This window comes from Thauera sp. JM12B12, assembly GCF_039614725.1.
Lineage (GTDB): Bacteria > Pseudomonadota > Gammaproteobacteria > Burkholderiales > Rhodocyclaceae > Thauera.
Genome location: NZ_CP154859.1, coordinates 3,000,281 through 3,016,785, shown reverse-complemented (window position 1 = coordinate 3,016,785; position 16,505 = coordinate 3,000,281). Strand labels below are relative to the sequence as shown.

The 16,505-nt window shown below is 64.1% G+C and carries 9 protein-coding genes, 3 tRNA genes and 2 rRNA genes; 11 read left to right on the top strand and 3 right to left on the bottom strand.

The window, feature by feature from the left end:
- Positions 1-35: 35 nt before the first annotated feature.
- The 4 genes from AAG895_RS13635 to rrf all read left to right on the top strand — a co-directional run bounded on the left by AAG895_RS13635 (position 36) and on the right by rrf (position 3,616).
- Positions 36-112, top strand: a tRNA-Ile gene (locus tag AAG895_RS13635).
- A gap of 25 nt (positions 113-137) precedes the next feature.
- A tRNA-Ala gene (locus AAG895_RS13630) sits at positions 138-213 on the top strand.
- Positions 214-495: 282 nt separating this feature from the next.
- Positions 496-3,382, top strand: a 23S ribosomal RNA gene (locus AAG895_RS13625).
- Between the two features lie 120 nt (positions 3,383-3,502).
- A 5S ribosomal RNA gene (gene rrf / locus AAG895_RS13620) occupies positions 3,503-3,616 on the top strand.
- A gap of 463 nt (positions 3,617-4,079) precedes the next feature.
- Here the strand turns inward: rrf and AAG895_RS13615 are convergent.
- On the bottom strand, positions 4,080-4,529 hold the full coding sequence (locus tag AAG895_RS13615; protein ID WP_345792541.1) for a MaoC family dehydratase: 450 nt from the start codon (positions 4,527-4,529) through the stop codon (positions 4,080-4,082).
- A 302-nt stretch (positions 4,530-4,831) separates the two neighbouring features.
- Between AAG895_RS13615 and AAG895_RS13610 the strand changes: the two genes are divergently transcribed.
- The 7 genes from AAG895_RS13610 to AAG895_RS13580 all read left to right on the top strand — a co-directional run bounded on the left by AAG895_RS13610 (position 4,832) and on the right by AAG895_RS13580 (position 15,668).
- Entirely contained in the window at positions 4,832-6,214 is a 1,383-nt protein-coding gene (locus AAG895_RS13610; RefSeq protein WP_345792540.1) for a TIGR03013 family XrtA/PEP-CTERM system glycosyltransferase, read from the top strand.
- Between the two features lie 79 nt (positions 6,215-6,293).
- Complete coding sequence (gene prsK, locus AAG895_RS13605) at positions 6,294-8,339, top strand: XrtA/PEP-CTERM system histidine kinase PrsK (protein WP_345792539.1); 2,046 nt, start codon at positions 6,294-6,296, stop codon at positions 8,337-8,339.
- A 10-nt stretch (positions 8,340-8,349) separates the two neighbouring features.
- Positions 8,350-9,738, top strand: a complete 1,389-nt coding sequence (gene prsR / locus AAG895_RS13600) for a PEP-CTERM-box response regulator transcription factor (protein ID WP_345792538.1) — start codon at positions 8,350-8,352, stop codon at positions 9,736-9,738.
- Complete coding sequence (gene prsT / locus AAG895_RS13595; RefSeq protein ID WP_345792537.1) at positions 9,735-12,539, top strand: XrtA/PEP-CTERM system TPR-repeat protein PrsT; 2,805 nt, start codon at positions 9,735-9,737, stop codon at positions 12,537-12,539. Before prsR ends, prsT begins: the two co-directional genes overlap by 4 nt.
- 36 nt (positions 12,540-12,575) lie before the next feature.
- Positions 12,576-13,856, top strand: coding sequence for a nucleotide sugar dehydrogenase (locus AAG895_RS13590; protein WP_345792536.1), 1,281 nt, complete (start codon positions 12,576-12,578; stop codon positions 13,854-13,856).
- Between the two features lie 94 nt (positions 13,857-13,950).
- On the top strand, positions 13,951-14,859 hold the full coding sequence (locus AAG895_RS13585; protein WP_345795296.1) for a transglycosylase SLT domain-containing protein: 909 nt from the start codon (positions 13,951-13,953) through the stop codon (positions 14,857-14,859).
- On the top strand, positions 14,856-15,668 hold the full coding sequence (locus AAG895_RS13580; RefSeq protein WP_345792535.1) for a serine protease: 813 nt from the start codon (positions 14,856-14,858) through the stop codon (positions 15,666-15,668). The genes AAG895_RS13585 and AAG895_RS13580 overlap by 4 nt, the downstream gene beginning before the upstream one ends.
- A gap of 36 nt (positions 15,669-15,704) precedes the next feature.
- Here the strand turns inward: AAG895_RS13580 and AAG895_RS13575 are convergent, their stop codons facing one another.
- Together AAG895_RS13575 and AAG895_RS13570 are read right to left on the bottom strand one after the other, a co-directional pair.
- The gene (locus AAG895_RS13575; RefSeq protein ID WP_345792534.1) at positions 15,705-16,370 is read right to left on the bottom strand and encodes an HAD hydrolase-like protein; all 666 of its coding nucleotides are present in this window, start codon (positions 16,368-16,370) and stop codon (positions 15,705-15,707) included.
- Positions 16,371-16,423: 53 nt separating this feature from the next.
- Positions 16,424-16,498: transfer RNA gene (locus AAG895_RS13570), tRNA-Arg, on the bottom strand.
- Positions 16,499-16,505: the final 7 nt, after the last annotated feature.

Genomic DNA, 16,505 nt, shown 5'->3' with positions numbered 1-16,505 from the left:
TTATCGGTTGTTCAGGCGAAGAGCCTCGGATGAGAGGGTCTGTAGCTCAGCTGGTTAGAGCACCGTCTTGATAAGGCGGGGGTCGTTGGTTCGAACCCAACCAGACCCACCAATCAATTGGTTGCTCGAAGCAGTATGGGGCTGTAGCTCAGCTGGGAGAGCGGCGGCTTTGCAAGCCGTAGGTCGTCGGTTCGATCCCGACCAGCTCCACCAGTACTGTCCAGGGAACAGGTTCGAGAAGTAAGAGATGGCGGGCATCGGTTGCGATGGCGGTATCTCTTACTTCTTGGTCGGCAGCTTCGGTTGCCGGGTGTAGAGGTTCGCTCTTTAACAAAGTGGAAGAAGTGTAGTACGTACCGAGCCGGTGCGTACTGCAAGTTGTGTGATTGCATTGATCAAGGCTGCGTAGTCAGCACAGTCTTGATCGCACAAACGAGTTCGTTCCTGTACGCGGGCCTTCGAGATGGCAACATCGGAGAGGGTCCAAGGTTATAGGATCAAGCGACTAAGTGCATGTGGTGGATGCCTTGGCGATCACAGGCGATGAAGGACGTGTAAGCCTGCGAAAAGCGTGGGGGAGCTGGCAATAGAGCTTTGATCCCACGATGTCCGAATGGGGAAACCCACCCCGCAAGGGGTATCCCAGACTGAATACATAGGTCTGAGGAGGCGAACCGAGCGAACTGAAACATCTAAGTAGCTCGAGGAACAGAAATCAACCGAGATTCCGCAAGTAGTGGCGAGCGAACGCGGAGCAGCCTGCACGACTAAACCATCAGCTTAGCAAAACGGTCTGGAAAGTCCGACGATACAGGGTGATAGTCCCGTATGCGAAAAGCCGGTGGCGGGTCTGAGCGTGCGACAAGTAGGGCGGGACACGAGAAATCCTGTCTGAAGATGGGGGGACCATCCTCCAAGGCTAAATACTCGTGATCGACCGATAGTGAACCAGTACCGTGAGGGAAAGGCGAAAAGAACCCCGGGAGGGGAGTGAAATAGATCCTGAAACCGCATGCATACAAACAGTGGGAGCCTCGTAAGGGGTGACTGCGTACCTTTTGTATAATGGGTCAGCGACTTACGTTCAGTAGCGAGCTTAACCGAGTAGGGGAGGCGTAGCGAAAGCGAGTCTGATAAGGGCGTCAGAGTTGCTGGGCGTAGACCCGAAACCGGATGATCTATCCATGGCCAGGATGAAGGTGCCGTAACAGGTACTGGAGGTCCGAACCCACTAACGTTGAAAAGTTAGGGGATGAGCTGTGGATAGGGGTGAAAGGCTAAACAAATCCGGAAATAGCTGGTTCTCCCCGAAAACTATTTAGGTAGTGCGTCGTACGGACACTTGCGGGGGTAGAGCACTGTAATCGTTGGGGGGGTCATTGCGATCTACCCCGCGATAGCAAACTCCGAATACCGCAAAGTGATATACGGCAGACAGACATCGGGTGCTAACGTCCGGTGTCAAGAGGGAAACAACCCAGACCGCCAGCTAAGGTCCCAAATGCATGGCTAAGTGGCAAACGAGGTGGGAAGGCATAGACAGCTAGGAGGTTGGCTTAGAAGCAGCCACCCTTTAAAGAAAGCGTAATAGCTCACTAGTCGAGTCGTCCTGCGCGGAAGATGTAACGGGGCTCAAGCCATGAACCGAAGCTGCGGATGTGTCTTTGACACGTGGTAGGGGAGCGTTCCGTAAGCCTGCGAAGGTGTCTCGTAAGGGATGCTGGAGGTATCGGAAGTGCGAATGCTGACATGAGTAGCGATAAAGGGTGTGAAAAGCACCCTCGCCGTAAGCCCAAGGTTTCCTGCGCAACGTTCATCGGCGCAGGGTGAGTCGGCCCCTAAGGCGAGGCAGAAATGCGTAGTCGATGGGAAACAGGTCAATATTCCTGTACCGCTCTATGATGCGATGGGGGGACGGAGAAGGTTAGCTCGGCCATCTGTTGGAATAGGTGGTTTAAGCGTGTAGTCGTGCTGCGTAGGCAAATCCGCGTGGCTTAGATGAGGCGTGATGACGAGGATCCTCGGATCCGAAGTGAGTGATACCCAGCTTCCAGGAAAAGCCTCTAAGCTTCAGTCATAGAGTGACCGTACCGCAAACCGACACAGGTGGGCTGGTAGAGAATACCAAGGCGCTTGAGAGAACTCAGGAGAAGGAACTCGGCAAATTGATACCGTAACTTCGGGAGAAGGTATGCCCCTGGTACGTGAAGGCCCTCGCGGCCGGAGCGGAACGGGGTCGCAGAGAATCGGTGGCTGCGACTGTTTATTAAAAACACAGCACTCTGCAAACACGAAAGTGGACGTATAGGGTGTGACGCCTGCCCGGTGCCGGAAGGTTAAGTGATGGGGTGCAAGCTCTTGATCGAAGCCCCGGTAAACGGCGGCCGTAACTATAACGGTCCTAAGGTAGCGAAATTCCTTGTCGGGTAAGTTCCGACCTGCACGAATGGCGTAACGATGGCCACACTGTCTCCTCCTGAGACTCAGCGAAGTTGAAATGTTTGTGAAGATGCAATCTCCCCGCGGCTAGACGGAAAGACCCCATGAACCTTTACTGTAGCTTTGCATTGGACTTTGACGGGACTTGTGTAGGATAGGTGGGAGGCTATGAAGCCAGGACGCTAGTTCTGGTGGAGCCATCCTTGAAATACCACCCTGGTGTCGTCGAGGTTCTAACCCAGGCCTGTGAATCCAGGTCGGGGACCGTGCATGGTGGGCAGTTTGACTGGGGCGGTCTCCTCCCAAAAGGTAACGGAGGAGTACGAAGGTCACCTAGGTACGGTCGGACATCGTACTGATAGTGCAATGGCAAAAGGTGGCTTGACTGCGAGACCCACACGTCGAGCAGGTGCGAAAGCAGGTCATAGTGATCCGGTGGTTCTGTATGGAAGGGCCATCGCTCAACGGATAAAAGGTACTCTGGGGATAACAGGCTGATTCCGCCCAAGAGTTCACATCGACGGCGGAGTTTGGCACCTCGATGTCGGCTCATCACATCCTGGGGCTGTAGCCGGTCCCAAGGGTATGGCTGTTCGCCATTTAAAGTGGTACGTGAGCTGGGTTTAAAACGTCGTGAGACAGTTTGGTCCCTATCTGCCGTGGGCGCTGGAAGTTTGAGAGGGCCTGCTCCTAGTACGAGAGGACCGGAGTGGACGCACCCCTGGTGTACCGGTTGTGACGCCAGTCGCATCGCCGGGTAGCTATGTGCGGAAGAGATAACCGCTGAAAGCATCTAAGCGGGAAACTCGCCTCAAGATGAGACTTCCCCGGGGCCTCGAGCCCCCTGAAGGGTCGTTGAAGACCACAACGTTGATAGGCCGGGTGTGTAAGCGTGGCAACACGTTCAGCTAACCGGTACTAATTGCCCGTGTGGCTTGATCCTATAACCTTCAAAACAAAACGAACTCGACTCTCTGGTTGCCAAAACACGCAATCCAGACAATCACACAACTCACTTCTTCCAATCTTTGCTCTGCAAATCAACGCAGAGAACAAGTCAAAGTCTGACGACCATAGCCGTGTGGAACCACCCCTTCCCTTCCCGAACAGGACCGTGAAACGCACATGCGCCGATGATAGTGAGGTCCGCCCTCGTGAAAGTAGGTCATCGTCAGACTAACCCCATACAACGCCCCGTACATGTCCAATGTGCGGGGCGTTCGCTTTTGCACAATCGGAACAAAAAAGCGGGAATGCGCGAGCACTCAATAGCCCATTGAAGATGGTGTCCATCAATCTTGATGGTGGACACGATGGATGTCGGTAAGCACCCGGCCAACCCATCTTGCGGTTTCGCTCAAGCGCAGACGAAGGATGTGCTCCAACAGTTTTAGTTCAGCCTTGCAGCGAGATCGGCGAGTCCTTGCGCTATCGCTGGCCCCAGCCCGCTGCGCCTGAGCGAAGGGGCAAGACGCATGCTGCGGGCGCTTACAGTGCTCCCACGCTGTCGTCAGACTCGCGCCGATGCGAGCCAAGTCGTCGTTCAAGCGGCTGCACCGTGCGGTATTGCTGCTCATCGCACGGCGCAGGGGTGCAGCGTGGCCTGGGCGCGGGGCTAGCCTTCGCTGCGAGCGCGACGTTTAGCTTCGCGCGGGGATAAGCAACTCGGCTTCACCGTCAAGGACCATGTTGCCGCCTACCGAGCATACGGTGGTGAAAACCGCGCGGCGCTTCTCGGTCTTGAGTTCCTTGACTGTCACGCGAGCGACGACCGTATCGCCGATCTTGACCGGTGCCTTGAACTTCAGGGATTGGGACAGGTAGATGCTTCCGGGACCAGGCAGGCGGGTGCCGAACACCGCGGAGATCAGGCCGGCCGATAGCATCCCGTGGGCGATGCGGCCGCCGAACATCGTGCTGGCGGCAAATTCCTGGTCCAGGTGAACCGGATTGGTGTCGCCTGAAACTCCAGCGAACATGAGAATGTCCGCCTCGCTCACCGTGCGCGACACGGAGGCGGTCATGCCCACTTCCAAGTCTTCGAAGCGATGACTGTAGACTTCGCTGAAATCGCGCTGTGTGCTGCTCATGGTTTCTCCTTATAGCTAGGGGGGAAGGGTGCTGCCGACGCTACAGGGTCCGCATGCTAAAATCAACTCCGCTCATGCTCCGTGCAAGCATGCGTAGCCTGCAACCGTGCCGTCGGGTCGCGTAGCCTACTGAGGATGGAAGCGTTGTACCAGGCTGGGCGTGCGTGAAGTAGATCACGTCAACGTTTCTGGTCTTGAGCTAGGCTTAAAAAGAGACCATTCGTTCATTTGAGCCGAGCTCTTCTGCTCGTTGGCGGCCACGTCTCGGCTGTTGCAAGGATTTTTCCTATCAGAGGCGCCCTATGCTGAAGGTGTTCAGCCACTATCTTCCGACGCACACCCTGCAGCAGGTTCTCTTCGATGCACTGACCCTGTTTGCGATCGTAGTGGCAGCCATTGCCCTGCAATCCTCGCCATCAGCGCCCGACTGGGCGGTCTGTCTGCCTTCTGCGTTGGCCTTCGCTGCGATCATGATCACGCTGAACGCAGCCATGGGCTTGTATCGGCCCGTTTATCAGCGCTCTCACCGGCAGGCGTTCGCACGTGTGGCGCTCTCGCTGGTGGTGAGTTTGCCTGTCGCCTATATCATCTTCGGGCTTCTGCCCTGGGCGGAGATTGCGCCGCACTCCCTACAGATCAGCGTCCTGATCCTGCTCTGTTCATTGTTGTTGATCCGGGGGCTCGTCAATCAGCGCCAGGCTGCTGGCCTGTTCGTTCCGCGGGTGCTCATCGTCGGCACCGGTCGCGATGCGCAGATGGTTCATCACGACCTTACACGTCCGCTGCAGCGCAGCGTCGAGATCGTCGGCTTCCTCCCGGTCAGTGGAGGCGAGCGAATCGAAGTCGACCCGGTCGGGGTATTGCCTCCCGGCAGCCTGGTGGACGTCGTCCGCAACCTGCGCGTGGACGAAGTGATCGTGGCTGTGCGCGAGCGACGGGGCGGGGTCCTTTCGCTGCGCGAGCTGCTCGACTGCAAGCTGGCCGGCATCAGGATCCTCGATCTGTCGTCGTTTTTCGAGCGCGTTCAAGGGCAGGTTCGACTCGACTCCCTGCGGGCGAGCTGGTTGATCTACGGTGACGGTTTTCGCCAGGGGTGGGCGCGTACGTTCGTGAAGCGCTGCTTCGACCTTATCGTCGGAACCACGTTGCTCATCCTGGCGTCGCCAGTAATGCTGCTGACGGCACTGTTGATCCTGATCGAGGACGGCGCGCCGATCTTCTACGCTCAGGAGCGCGTGGGGCGGGGCGGCAGGACTTTCCGCGTGGTCAAGTTCCGCAGCATGCGGCGCGATGCAGAGAAGGACGGCAAGCCGCGGTGGGCCACCACCAATGACGACCGTGTGACACGTATCGGCAGGATCATCCGCAAGTTGCGTATCGACGAACTGCCGCAACTCTTCAACGTCCTTGCAGGGGAGATGAGCCTCGTGGGGCCGCGGCCCGAGCGCCCCTACTTCGTGGATCAGCTGACACAGCAGATCCCGTTCTACGCGGTGCGCCACTGTGTCAAGCCAGGTGTGACGGGTTGGGCTCAGGTTCGCTACCAGTATGGCGCGTCGGTCGATGATGCCGCGGAGAAATTGCAGTACGACCTGTATTACGTCAAGAACCACTCGCTGATCCTCGACACGCTCGTGCTTTTCGAGACGGTGCGCGTGGTGCTGACCGGCGAAGGGGCGCACTGAGTTGCTCGCATCCAGTAGGCGAGCGCGCGCGCACCGAGGCGTGTCCGGGATACATCCTTGAGCGCTGGGGAGTTCTTGCGTGGCTGAGGTCGCGACCTGGGGCTACGGCCTGGCGGCGTTGGCCTATTCGTTTTTCGGGCTCTATATCTTCTTCGCGTGGCGCGGCGCGCTGCCGGGCGGCGTGCTGTTCGTCGCGGTCGTGGCGTCCTGCCTCTGGGCTGCGTTCTCGGCGGCCACGGCTGTGCAGTCGGGCGTGTTGCTGGCGCTCGGTGCCATGGTGCTCGACGTGCTGCGCGGCGGCGCATGGTACGCCTTCCTCATCGTTCTCTCCCGCCCCTTGTGGGCGGGGCGTCTGCGCTGGCCGGCGCTGCTTGCCGCGGCCGTCGTGGTGTTCCAGTTCGCCGCCTTGGCGTTCGAGGCCTCGTATGGCAGCGAGCGGTTGCCGCTGAGACCTGTTCTGGCGGCCTGGCTGGCGCATGCGATCGTCGGCCTGATGCTGGTCGAGCAGCTCTACCGGGGGGTGCCGGGCAATTCGCGCTGGGGCATCAAGCCAGTGTGTCTGGCGCTGGCTGCGGGTTACACCTTCGAGCTGTACCTGTTCGCCGATGCCTTCCTGTTCGCACGCATCGACGAGGATGTGTGGGCGGTGCGTGGTCTCGCGCATGCGCTGCTGATCCCGCTCGTTGCGCTGTCGGGAACGCGCAGCCCGTCCTGGACCTTGCGCATGTCGGTGTCGCGGGAGGTGGTGTTTCATTCGACCGCGCTTGCCGGCGCCGGGCTCTATCTGCTGGTGATCGCCGGCGCCGCGTACTACGTGCGCTATTTTGGCGGAGACTGGGGGCGGGCGTTGCAGATGACGCTGCTTTTCGCCGGCCTCGTGCTACTGGGCGCACTGCTCTTTTCCGGGGCGCTGCGCGCCAGGCTGCGCGTGCTGATCAGCAAGCATCTGTTTTCCTATCGCTACGACTACCGCAACGAGTGGCTGCGCTTCACGCAGGCCCTGTCAGCCGCGGATAGCGGCCTGGATCTGGGACAGTCCGTGATTCGCGCCCTGTCCGACCTGGTCGAGAGTCCCGGGGGGGCCTTATGGCTGGCTGATCCTTACGGCAATTTCGCCATGCACTCGCGGCTCAACCACCCCGAAATGCGGATCGTCGAGCCCAAGGGGGCGCCGTTCTGCGGTTTCCTGGACGAACGCGAGTGGATCATCAATCTCGAGGAGTTGCGCGCCCAGCCCTCGCGCTACGAGGGATTGCTGTTGCCGGAATGGTTGTCGCGGCTCGAGGACGCATGGCTCGTCATTCCGCTCAAGACGGCGGAGCGCCTCATCGGCTTCGTGGTGCTCAGCTCGCCGCGCACGCCGTTCGACATCGACTGGGAGGTGCTGGACCTGCTCAAGACGGCGCAGCGCCAGGCTGCAGGCTATCTCGACCGCATGCTCGCGGCCGAGGCGCTGCTCGAGGCCCGCAAGTTCGACTCGTTCAATCGCATGTCGGCCTTCGTCGTGCACGACCTGAAGAATCTCGTGGCGCAGCTCTCGCTCATGCTCAAGAACGCCGAGCGCCATCGCGACAACCCGGAGTTTCAACAGGACATGCTGGAGACGGTGGCACACGTCGAGTCGCGCATGCGCGGGCTGATGTCCCAGTTGCAGGAGAAACGCTCGATCGACCCGCCGCGTGCGGTCGACCTCGTCGCGCTGGTCCGCGCGGTGTGCGAGCACAAGCGCAACCAGCGCCCGCTGGTCGATCTGCAACTCGGAACCGCTGCCGCCTGCGAGGTCACCGCCCATCCCGAGCGGCTCGAGCGCATCATCGGGCATGTCGTGCAAAATGCCCTCGACGCGACCGATGAGGCTGGTAAGGTGTCCCTGACACTCGAGATGGCCGATGCCGCACGGGTACGCCTCGTCGTAGAGGACAACGGTTGCGGGATGACGCCCGATTTCATCCGCGAGCGCCTGTCGCGTCCCTTCCAGACCACCAAGTCGAGCGGAATGGGTATCGGCGTGTTCGAGACACGCCAGTATCTCGAGGAGATCGGCGGCACCCTGCGCTATGACAGCGAGGTGGGCGTGGGGACCCGGGTCACGATCGCGCTTCCGATCAGCCGTCGTGATCATTGATGAACGGAACATGAGCAGCGAAACAGTGAACTCGACGCCCGATAAGCGCCGTACCCTATTGATCGTGGAGGACGACCCCGCGCTGCAGAAGCAGATGCGATGGGCCTTCGATGCCTGCGACGCCGTGGTCGCCGACGACCGCGAAAGCGCCATCACCCAGCTGCGCAAGCACGAGCCGGCGGTGGTCACCATGGATCTCGGCTTGCCGCCGGCCCCGGACGACGTCAGCGAAGGCTTCAGGCTGCTGCGCGAGATCCTCGCCCTGGCGCCCGACACCAAGGTCATCGTGCTTACCGGACAGCACGACCGCGAGAACGCGGTGAAGGCGGTGGGTCTGGGCGCCTACGACTTCTTCGCCAAGCCCTTCGAGCCGGAGCTGCTCAACCTGACCATCGACCGCGCCTTCCGCATGCATGACCTGCAGAAGGAAAACGCCCGCCTGGCCGCGCTCGAGGGCAGTCCGCTCTCCGGGCTGCTCACGCGCGATCCGGGCATGCTCAAGATCTGCCGCACGATCGAGAAGCTCGCCTCGGCGTCGGTGACCGTGGCGCTGCTGGGCGAGAGCGGGACCGGCAAGGAGATCCTCGCGCGCGGGCTGCATGCCCTGTCGCCGCGCGCCCGCGAACGCTTCGTCGCCATCAACTGCGCGGCGATTCCCGACGCGCTGCTCGAAAGCGAGCTGTTCGGTTACGAGAAGGGCGCCTTCACCGGTGCGGTCAAGCAGACGCTGGGCAAGATCGAGACCGCCCACGGCGGCACGCTCTTCCTCGACGAGATCGGCGACCTTCCCATGGCTCTCCAGGCCAAGCTGCTGCGCTTCCTGCAGGAGCGCCGGATCGAGCGTGTCGGCGGGCGCGAGGAGATCCCCGTCGACGTCCGCATCGTCTGCGCCACCCACCGCGACCTCAAGGCCCAGATCCAGGCGGGCAACTTCCGCGAGGATCTGTACTACAGGCTCGCCGAGATCGTCATCGAGATTCCGCCACTGCGCGACCGCGAGGGCGATGCGACCCTGCTTGCGCACGCATTCGCGCAACGATTTGCACGCGACAATGGTCGCCGTACGCCGATGCTGGCCGACGACGCCCTGTCCGCGATCGAGGCGCATGCGTGGCCGGGCAACGTGCGCGAACTCGAGAACTGCATGAAGCGCGCGGTGATCATGGCCGATGGCGACTGCATCACCGCCGCCGACCTCGGCCTGGAGGCCCCCGACGAAGATCTCGAGCACCTCAACCTGCGCGCGGTGCGCGACCAGGCCGAGCGCAACGCCGTCCTCAAGGTCATCGCACGCACCAACGGCAACATCGCCCGCGCAGCCGAGATCCTCGGCATCAGCCGGCCGTCCCTATATGATCTGCTCGGCCGTTTCGGCCTGAAGAAGGAGAATGGATCGTGAGACAGAAGCAGAATGCGACTCCCCCCGCGACGTGGTCGGCGCGCGCCCGGGGCGTGGCGGTCGCCGCGCTTTCGGCCGCCTTGGTCGTTGGCTGCGGGCAGAGTCCGGAGGAGATGCTGGCCTCGGCGAAGTCCTACCTCGACAAGCGGGACCTGAGCGCAGCGAGCATCCAGCTCAAGAATGCGCTGCAGGAGAATGGCAACCTCGCCGAAGCCCGCTTTCTGCTCGGTGGCATCCACCTCGAGCAGGGCGACGTCGCCGGTGCCGTCAAGGAACTGCAGCGCGCGCGCGAGCTCGGCTATCCCGCGGAGCCGATCGCGCCCCTGCTGGCGCGCGCGCTGCTTGGTGCGGGCGAGTTCGACAAGCTGCTGCAGGATTTCGCCGAGACCCGTGTGTCCGAACCGGGCGCACAGGCCACGATACTCGCCGCCCTTGGTGACGCCAATTTTTCCAAGGGCGAGGCCGACAAGGCGCGTGCGCGCTACATCGAAGCGCTTGAGGTCAGCCCCGACCAGACCGCAGCCCGCATCGGACTGGCGCGCGTCCACATGCTCAAGGGTGACCTGCAGGCCGCGGAGGACGAGGCGCGCGAGGCCGTGAAGCGTGACGCCGCCGCGGCCGAGGCACACGCCACGCTGTCCGACGTACTCACCCTGCGCAACCAGCCCGAGCAGGCCCTCGTTGCGCTGCGCGAGGCCATCCGGCTGGCGCCGCGGGCGGTCAACTACCACTTCGCACTGGTTTCGCAGCTGCTGCGCCAGAACGACATGCCCGAGGCCGAGAAGGCCCTGCAGGCGATGCAGCAGGCGGCGCCGTCCCATCCGTCGACGCGCTACCTCAAGGCCCTGATGGATTACCAGAACAACCGCCTGGTCGAGGCCCGCGACGCCCTCCTGCAGGTGCTCAAGGACGCCCCCCAATACCTGCCTGCAGAGCTTCTGGCCGGCACCGTGCTGGTGCGCCTGAACGAACACGTCATCGGCCGCAGCCACCTCGCACGCGTGCTCGAGCGCGCACCGCGCGAAGCGATGGCGCGCCGCATCATGGTCGTTTCCCATCTCGCCACCGGCGAAGCTCCGCGCGCGCTCGAGTACCTGCAGCCGCTGCTGCAGGCGCCGGAGCTCGACGCGCGGCTGCTCGGCCTCGCTGGCCAGGTGTTCCTCGCCAACGGCGATTTCGAGCGTGCGGAGGAGTATTTCGAGCGCGCGGCGCGTGCCGCCCCGGAGGACGCGCAGGCGCGCATGCGCCTCGGCGTCGCGCGCATGGCCGGAGGCGACACCTCTGCCGCGTTTGCGGACCTGGAGAGCGCGGCGCAGATGGACGATTCCGCGATCCAGGCCGACCTCGCGCTCGTCATGGCGCACCTGCGCCGCGGGGAGACCGACAAGGCGCTCGAGGCCCACGCCCAGCTCGAGCGCAAGCAGCCGGACAATCCGCTCGTGCACAACCTGCGCGGCGGGCTGATGCTCGCCAAGCGCGACGTGCCGGCCGCGCGCGCGGCGTTCGAGAAGGCGCTGTCGATCCGTCCCGAGTACCTCGCAGCGGCCGTCAATCTGGCTCGCATCGATCTGTCCGAGCGCCGGCCCGAGGATGCGCTCGGGCGGATCAGGGCGGTGGTCGAGCGCAACCCGAAGAACGTCGAGGCACTGCTGACGCTGGCCGAGTTGCAGCGCACTACCGGCGCCGCCCCTGCCGACGTGCTCGCTTCGCTGGTGCGCGCGGAGGCCGCCTCGCCGGGCGCAGTGGCGCCCAATCTCGCGATCGTCCAGCACCACCTGCGCCAGCGCGAGTTCCCGCAGGCGCTGCAGGTGGCGCAGAAGGTGGCTGCGGCGAATCCAGAGGATGCACGCGTGGTCGAGATGCTGGCCCGTGCGCAGCTGGCCGCGGGAGACAGCCAGCAGGCGATCTCGGCCCTCAACAAGCTCGCCAGTCTGCAGCCGCGCTCGCCGCAGCCGCACGTGATGCTGGCCGACGTGCAGCGCAGCCTGAAGAACAATGCTGCCGCCGAGCAGGCCCTGCGGCGTGCGCTGAGCATCGCACCCGACGCGGTCGAAGCGCAGCAGCGCCTGATCGCGCTGCTGATCGAGGGCGGCAATCGCGACGGCGCCCTCAGGGTGGCGCGGGACGCGCAGGCCCGCCAGCCGCAGCGGCCGACGGGCTACCTGCTCGAAGGCGAGGTCCTCGCCAACGGCGGCAAGTGGGCCGAGGCCGCGGCCGCCTACCGCAAGGCGCTCGACAACGGCGGCGGCGGGCAGGCGGCCACGCGCCTGCACGCCGCGCTGATGCGCTCCGAACGCAAGGCCGACGCCGACCGGATGTCGGCTGACTGGCTCGCGAAGAATCCGACCGACCTCGTGATGCGCGGCTACCTGGCCGAGCGCGCCCTCGCCGAGAAGCGCTTCGCCGACGCGAAGACGCTGTTTACCCGCATGCACGAGATGGCGCCGCAGAACGCACTGATCCTCAACAACCTGGCGTGGACTGCGAAGGAGTTGAAGGACCCGAAGGCCCTGGAATATGGCGAGCAGGCGCTGCGCATCGCGCCGGAGAACCCCGCCATCATCGACACCGTGGGCATGATCCAGGTCGAGCGCGGCGACTTCGAGGCGGGCATCGCCAACCTCAAGCGCGCGGTGGCGCTGGGGCCCGATCTGCTGCCGCTGCAGCTCAACCTCGCCAAGGCGCTCGCCAGGGCCGGTCGCGGCGCGGAGGCGCGCAGCCAGCTCGAAGCCCTGCTGCCCCGTCTCAAGGAAGGCACGCCGCTGCATGGCGAGGCGGTCGCGCTGCAGAAGACCCTCTGATTTTCGAAACGATCAAACGCAACAAGGAACAGCATCATGACCACCATCGCCGTCATCGGCCTGGGCTACGTCGGCCTGCCACTCGCCGTGGAGTTCGGCAAGAAATACCGGACCATCGGCTTCGACCTCTCCGCCGAGAAGGTCGCTGCGTATCGCGAGTTCCACGACCCGACCGGCGAGGTGTCGTCCGATGACCTGCGCGCCGCCACCCGGCTCAGCTGCCACACCGATCCCGCCGCCCTGAGCGAAGCCGATTTCGTCGTCGTCGCCGTGCCCACGCCGGTCGACGAAGCCCACCAGCCGGACTTCACCCCGTTGGTGAAGTCGTCCGAGACAGTGGGGCGCCACCTCAAGCGGGGCGCGATCGTCGTCTACGAATCGACTGTGTACCCGGGCGCGACCGAGGAGGTCTGCATCCCCATCCTCGAGCGTGAATCGGGCATGAAGTGGAAGCAGGACTTCTTCGTCGGCTATTCGCCCGAGCGCATCAACCCCGGCGACAAGGAGCGCACCGTCACCAAGATCCTGAAGGTGGTCTCCGGCGACACGCCCACGACTCTGTCCAAGGTGCAGGAGATCTACGGTTCGGTCATCACCGCGGGCGTCTATCCGGCCAGCTCGATCAAGGTCGCCGAGGCCGCCAAGGTGATCGAGAACACCCAGCGCGACCTCAACATCGCGCTCATGAACGAGCTTGCCGTGATTTTCCACAAGATCGGCATCGACACGCTGGAGGTGCTCAAGGCCGCCGGCACCAAGTGGAACTTCCTGCCCTTCCGTCCCGGCCTGGTCGGCGGACACTGCATCGGCGTCGACCCGTACTACCTCACGCACAAGGCCGACATGCTCGGTTACCACCCGCAGGTGATCCTCGCCGGGCGGCGCATCAACGACGGCATGGGCAAGTACGTGGCCGAGCAGACGGTCAAGGAGATGATCGCGGCCGGCTCCAGCATCAAGGGTGCGCGCGTGATCGTGCTGGGGCTCACGTTCAAGGAGAACTGTCCCGATCTGCGCAACAGCAAGGTCATCGATGTCATCCACGAGCTTCAGAGCTATGGCTGCGACGTGCATGTGCACGATGCGGTCGCGGCTCCGGCCGAGGCGGAGCATGAGTACGGCGTGCGGCTCGAGGCCTGGGACGCGCTGCCGGTGGCCGATGCGATCGTCGCCGCAGTGGCGCACCAGGAGTACCTCGAGATGGCGCTGCCGACCTTGCTCGGGAAGCTCGCTCCGGGAGGCGTGTTCGCGGACGTCAAGTCCAGCTACGATCCCGCGGCGCTGCGGGAAGCCGGAGCGCGCGTCTGGCGTCTGTGATCCGTATCTGCCATAAAGAAGCATGGCGAACGATAAAGCGATCCCCCGCGCCCGGACGGCGGGGTCCGTGCAGGGCCCCGCTCTTGCGCTCCGTCTGCGCGGCGCGGTCGGATTGTCGGCGGCGCTCGCGTGCGCGGCACCGGTCGCCGCAGCCGACGCCGGGCTGATCGCGCAGGCCTTCGCCGAGCAGGCGCGCTACCTTGCGCGCGAGGCGCTCAGCTATGAGCACGGGGAGGGCGTGCCGCGCGACCAGCCCTATGCGGCCCGCCTGTACTGCGAGTCGGCGCGCCTGGGTGATGCAGAGGGCATGTATGCGCTGGCCTGGATGTACGCCAACGGCCGGGGCGTCGAGCGCAACGACGAGTACGCCGGAACGCTGTTCGCGATGGCGGCGATGCAGGGCAACGCGCACGCTGCGCGCATGCAGCGCTATGTGGGCGAATACACCGGCGCGGTGCCCGAGTGTCTGCACACGCCTTCCACGCTGATCGAGCAGCGCTGGCCCGTGGAGACGCTGATCTCCCGCCTGCCTGCCGCCCGGCAGGAGGTGGCGCGCCTGCTCGCCGAGCTGGCGCCCAAGTATGGCGTGCAGCCCCAGCTCGCCCTCGCCATCGGTCTAACCGAGTCCGCGCTCAACCCGCAGGCCCTGTCGCCCAAGAACGCGATGGGTGTCATGCAGCTCATCCCGGAGACGGCGCAGCGCTTCAATGTCAGCAAACCCTACGACCCGGAGCAGAACATCCGCGGCGGGCTTGCCTACCTGCGCTGGCTGCTGGCCTATTTCGAGGGTGACATCGCGCTGGCCGCAGCCGGATACAACGCCGGCGAAGGCGCAGTCGATCGCCACCGGGGGGTGCCGCCCTATCGCGAGACCCGCGCCTACGTCGAGCGCATCCTGCGCCACGTCGGTCAGCAGCGGCATCCCTACGACAGCAGCGTGGTCGCGCCGAGTCCGATGTTGCGCACCCTGCGCCTCGCCAGCCAGGAGGAGCACGAGACATGAGTGCGCCGCGGCCCTTGCGGCCTGTGCCGTCATCCGGGCGGCGACGGCTCGTGCAGGCCATGCTGGCGCTGCCGCTGCTTGCGGGCGGGGCTCGGGAGGCGATGGCGAACCTGGTCGCCACCATTCCGCGCGTCAAGCCGTCGATCGTTGCCGTGGGCACCTACCAGCGCACGCGCAGCCCGGCCTTCCAGTTTCGCGGCACGGGGTTCGTGGTCGGCAACGGGCTGCTCGTCGCCACCAACGCCCATGTCCTGCCCGAGCGCCTCGACAGCGACAAGATGGAGGCGCTGGTGATCGTCGTGCCCGGCGAAGGCGAGACCGGCACGGTCAGGTCGGCACGCGTCGTCGCCAGCGAACGCAGCCGCGATCTTGCCGTGCTCCGGCTTGACGCGGGGCCGGCTCTGCCCGCGTTGCGGCTGAGTGCCGGCACGCGCGTGCTCGAGGGCCGGGAGATCGCATTCACCGGATTCCCGATCGGTAACGTCCTCGGCATGACGCCGGTCACCCATCGCGGCATCGTCGCGGCGGTCACCCCGATCGGCATTCCGCAAGCCAACGCCCGCAGCCTCGACCCTGCGCTGATCCGCCGACTCGCCAACGACGTCTTCCGCGTCTATCAGCTCGATGCCACGGCATACCCGGGCAACAGCGGCAGCCCGCTCTACGACCCGGAGACCGGGGAGGTGCTGGGCGTCATGAACATGGTGTTCGTGAAGTCGACGAAGGAGAACGTGCTCTCGGATCCCTCGGGGATCAGCTACGCGATTCCCGTCGAGTACCTGCAGCGCCTGCTGGCCGACCTGAAATAGGGCAGCGCGCGCGATCCAGCGCACGCAGCAAGGCGCTCAGCCGCGCGCGTCGTTCAGGATGGCGTCGGTCAGCGCAACCGGGGTTGCAACCGCCTGCCAGTGCGCTGCCATCTCGGCCGCGATCAGGCTGCCGTAGCCCCAGGTTGCCGCGATGAAGGGCAGGCCGTTTGCGTCCGCCGACTCACCGTCCTCGCTGCGATCGCCGACATAGACCGCCTGCTCGGGCGAGATCCTGCGGTCCCGCATCAGGCGCGCGATCATGGCTGCCTTGTGGGGTAGCCGGGGCTCGAACATGTCGAGCGCGTATACCGCTGCGAAGTGATCGCTCCAGCCGAGGTGCTCGAGGATCAGCCGGGTGGGCAGCAGGCGCTTGTTGGTGGCGATCGACAGGCTGCAGCCGGCGCCTGCGAGCCGCTGCAGCATGTCGCCCACGCCCTCGTAGGCCGCCGTCTGGCGGTAGCCGATGGCGTCGTAGCTGGCCTTGAAGCCCGCTGCCAGCGGCTCGATCACCTTGGCATCGGTAGTGCCCGCCAGCATCTGCAGGGTCTCGAGCAGCGGCGGACCGACGATCGAGGCGTCGATCGGCACCACCGCGTCGCGCCCCGCGGCAGCGAAGGCGTCGCGATAGCTGGCGAGGATGGCGGGGGCGGAGTCGATCAGGGTGCCGTCGAGATCGAACAGCACGTGGGCGTAGCGGGGCATGCGGGAGACCACCGGCTGGGCGGTCAGACAGTTGCGGACCGCAGGAGTGAAGGTGGTCCCGTCACCAGGAATCGAACCTGGATCTGGCGCTTAGGAGGCGCCCGTTCTATCCATTGAACTATGACGAGACTCAGG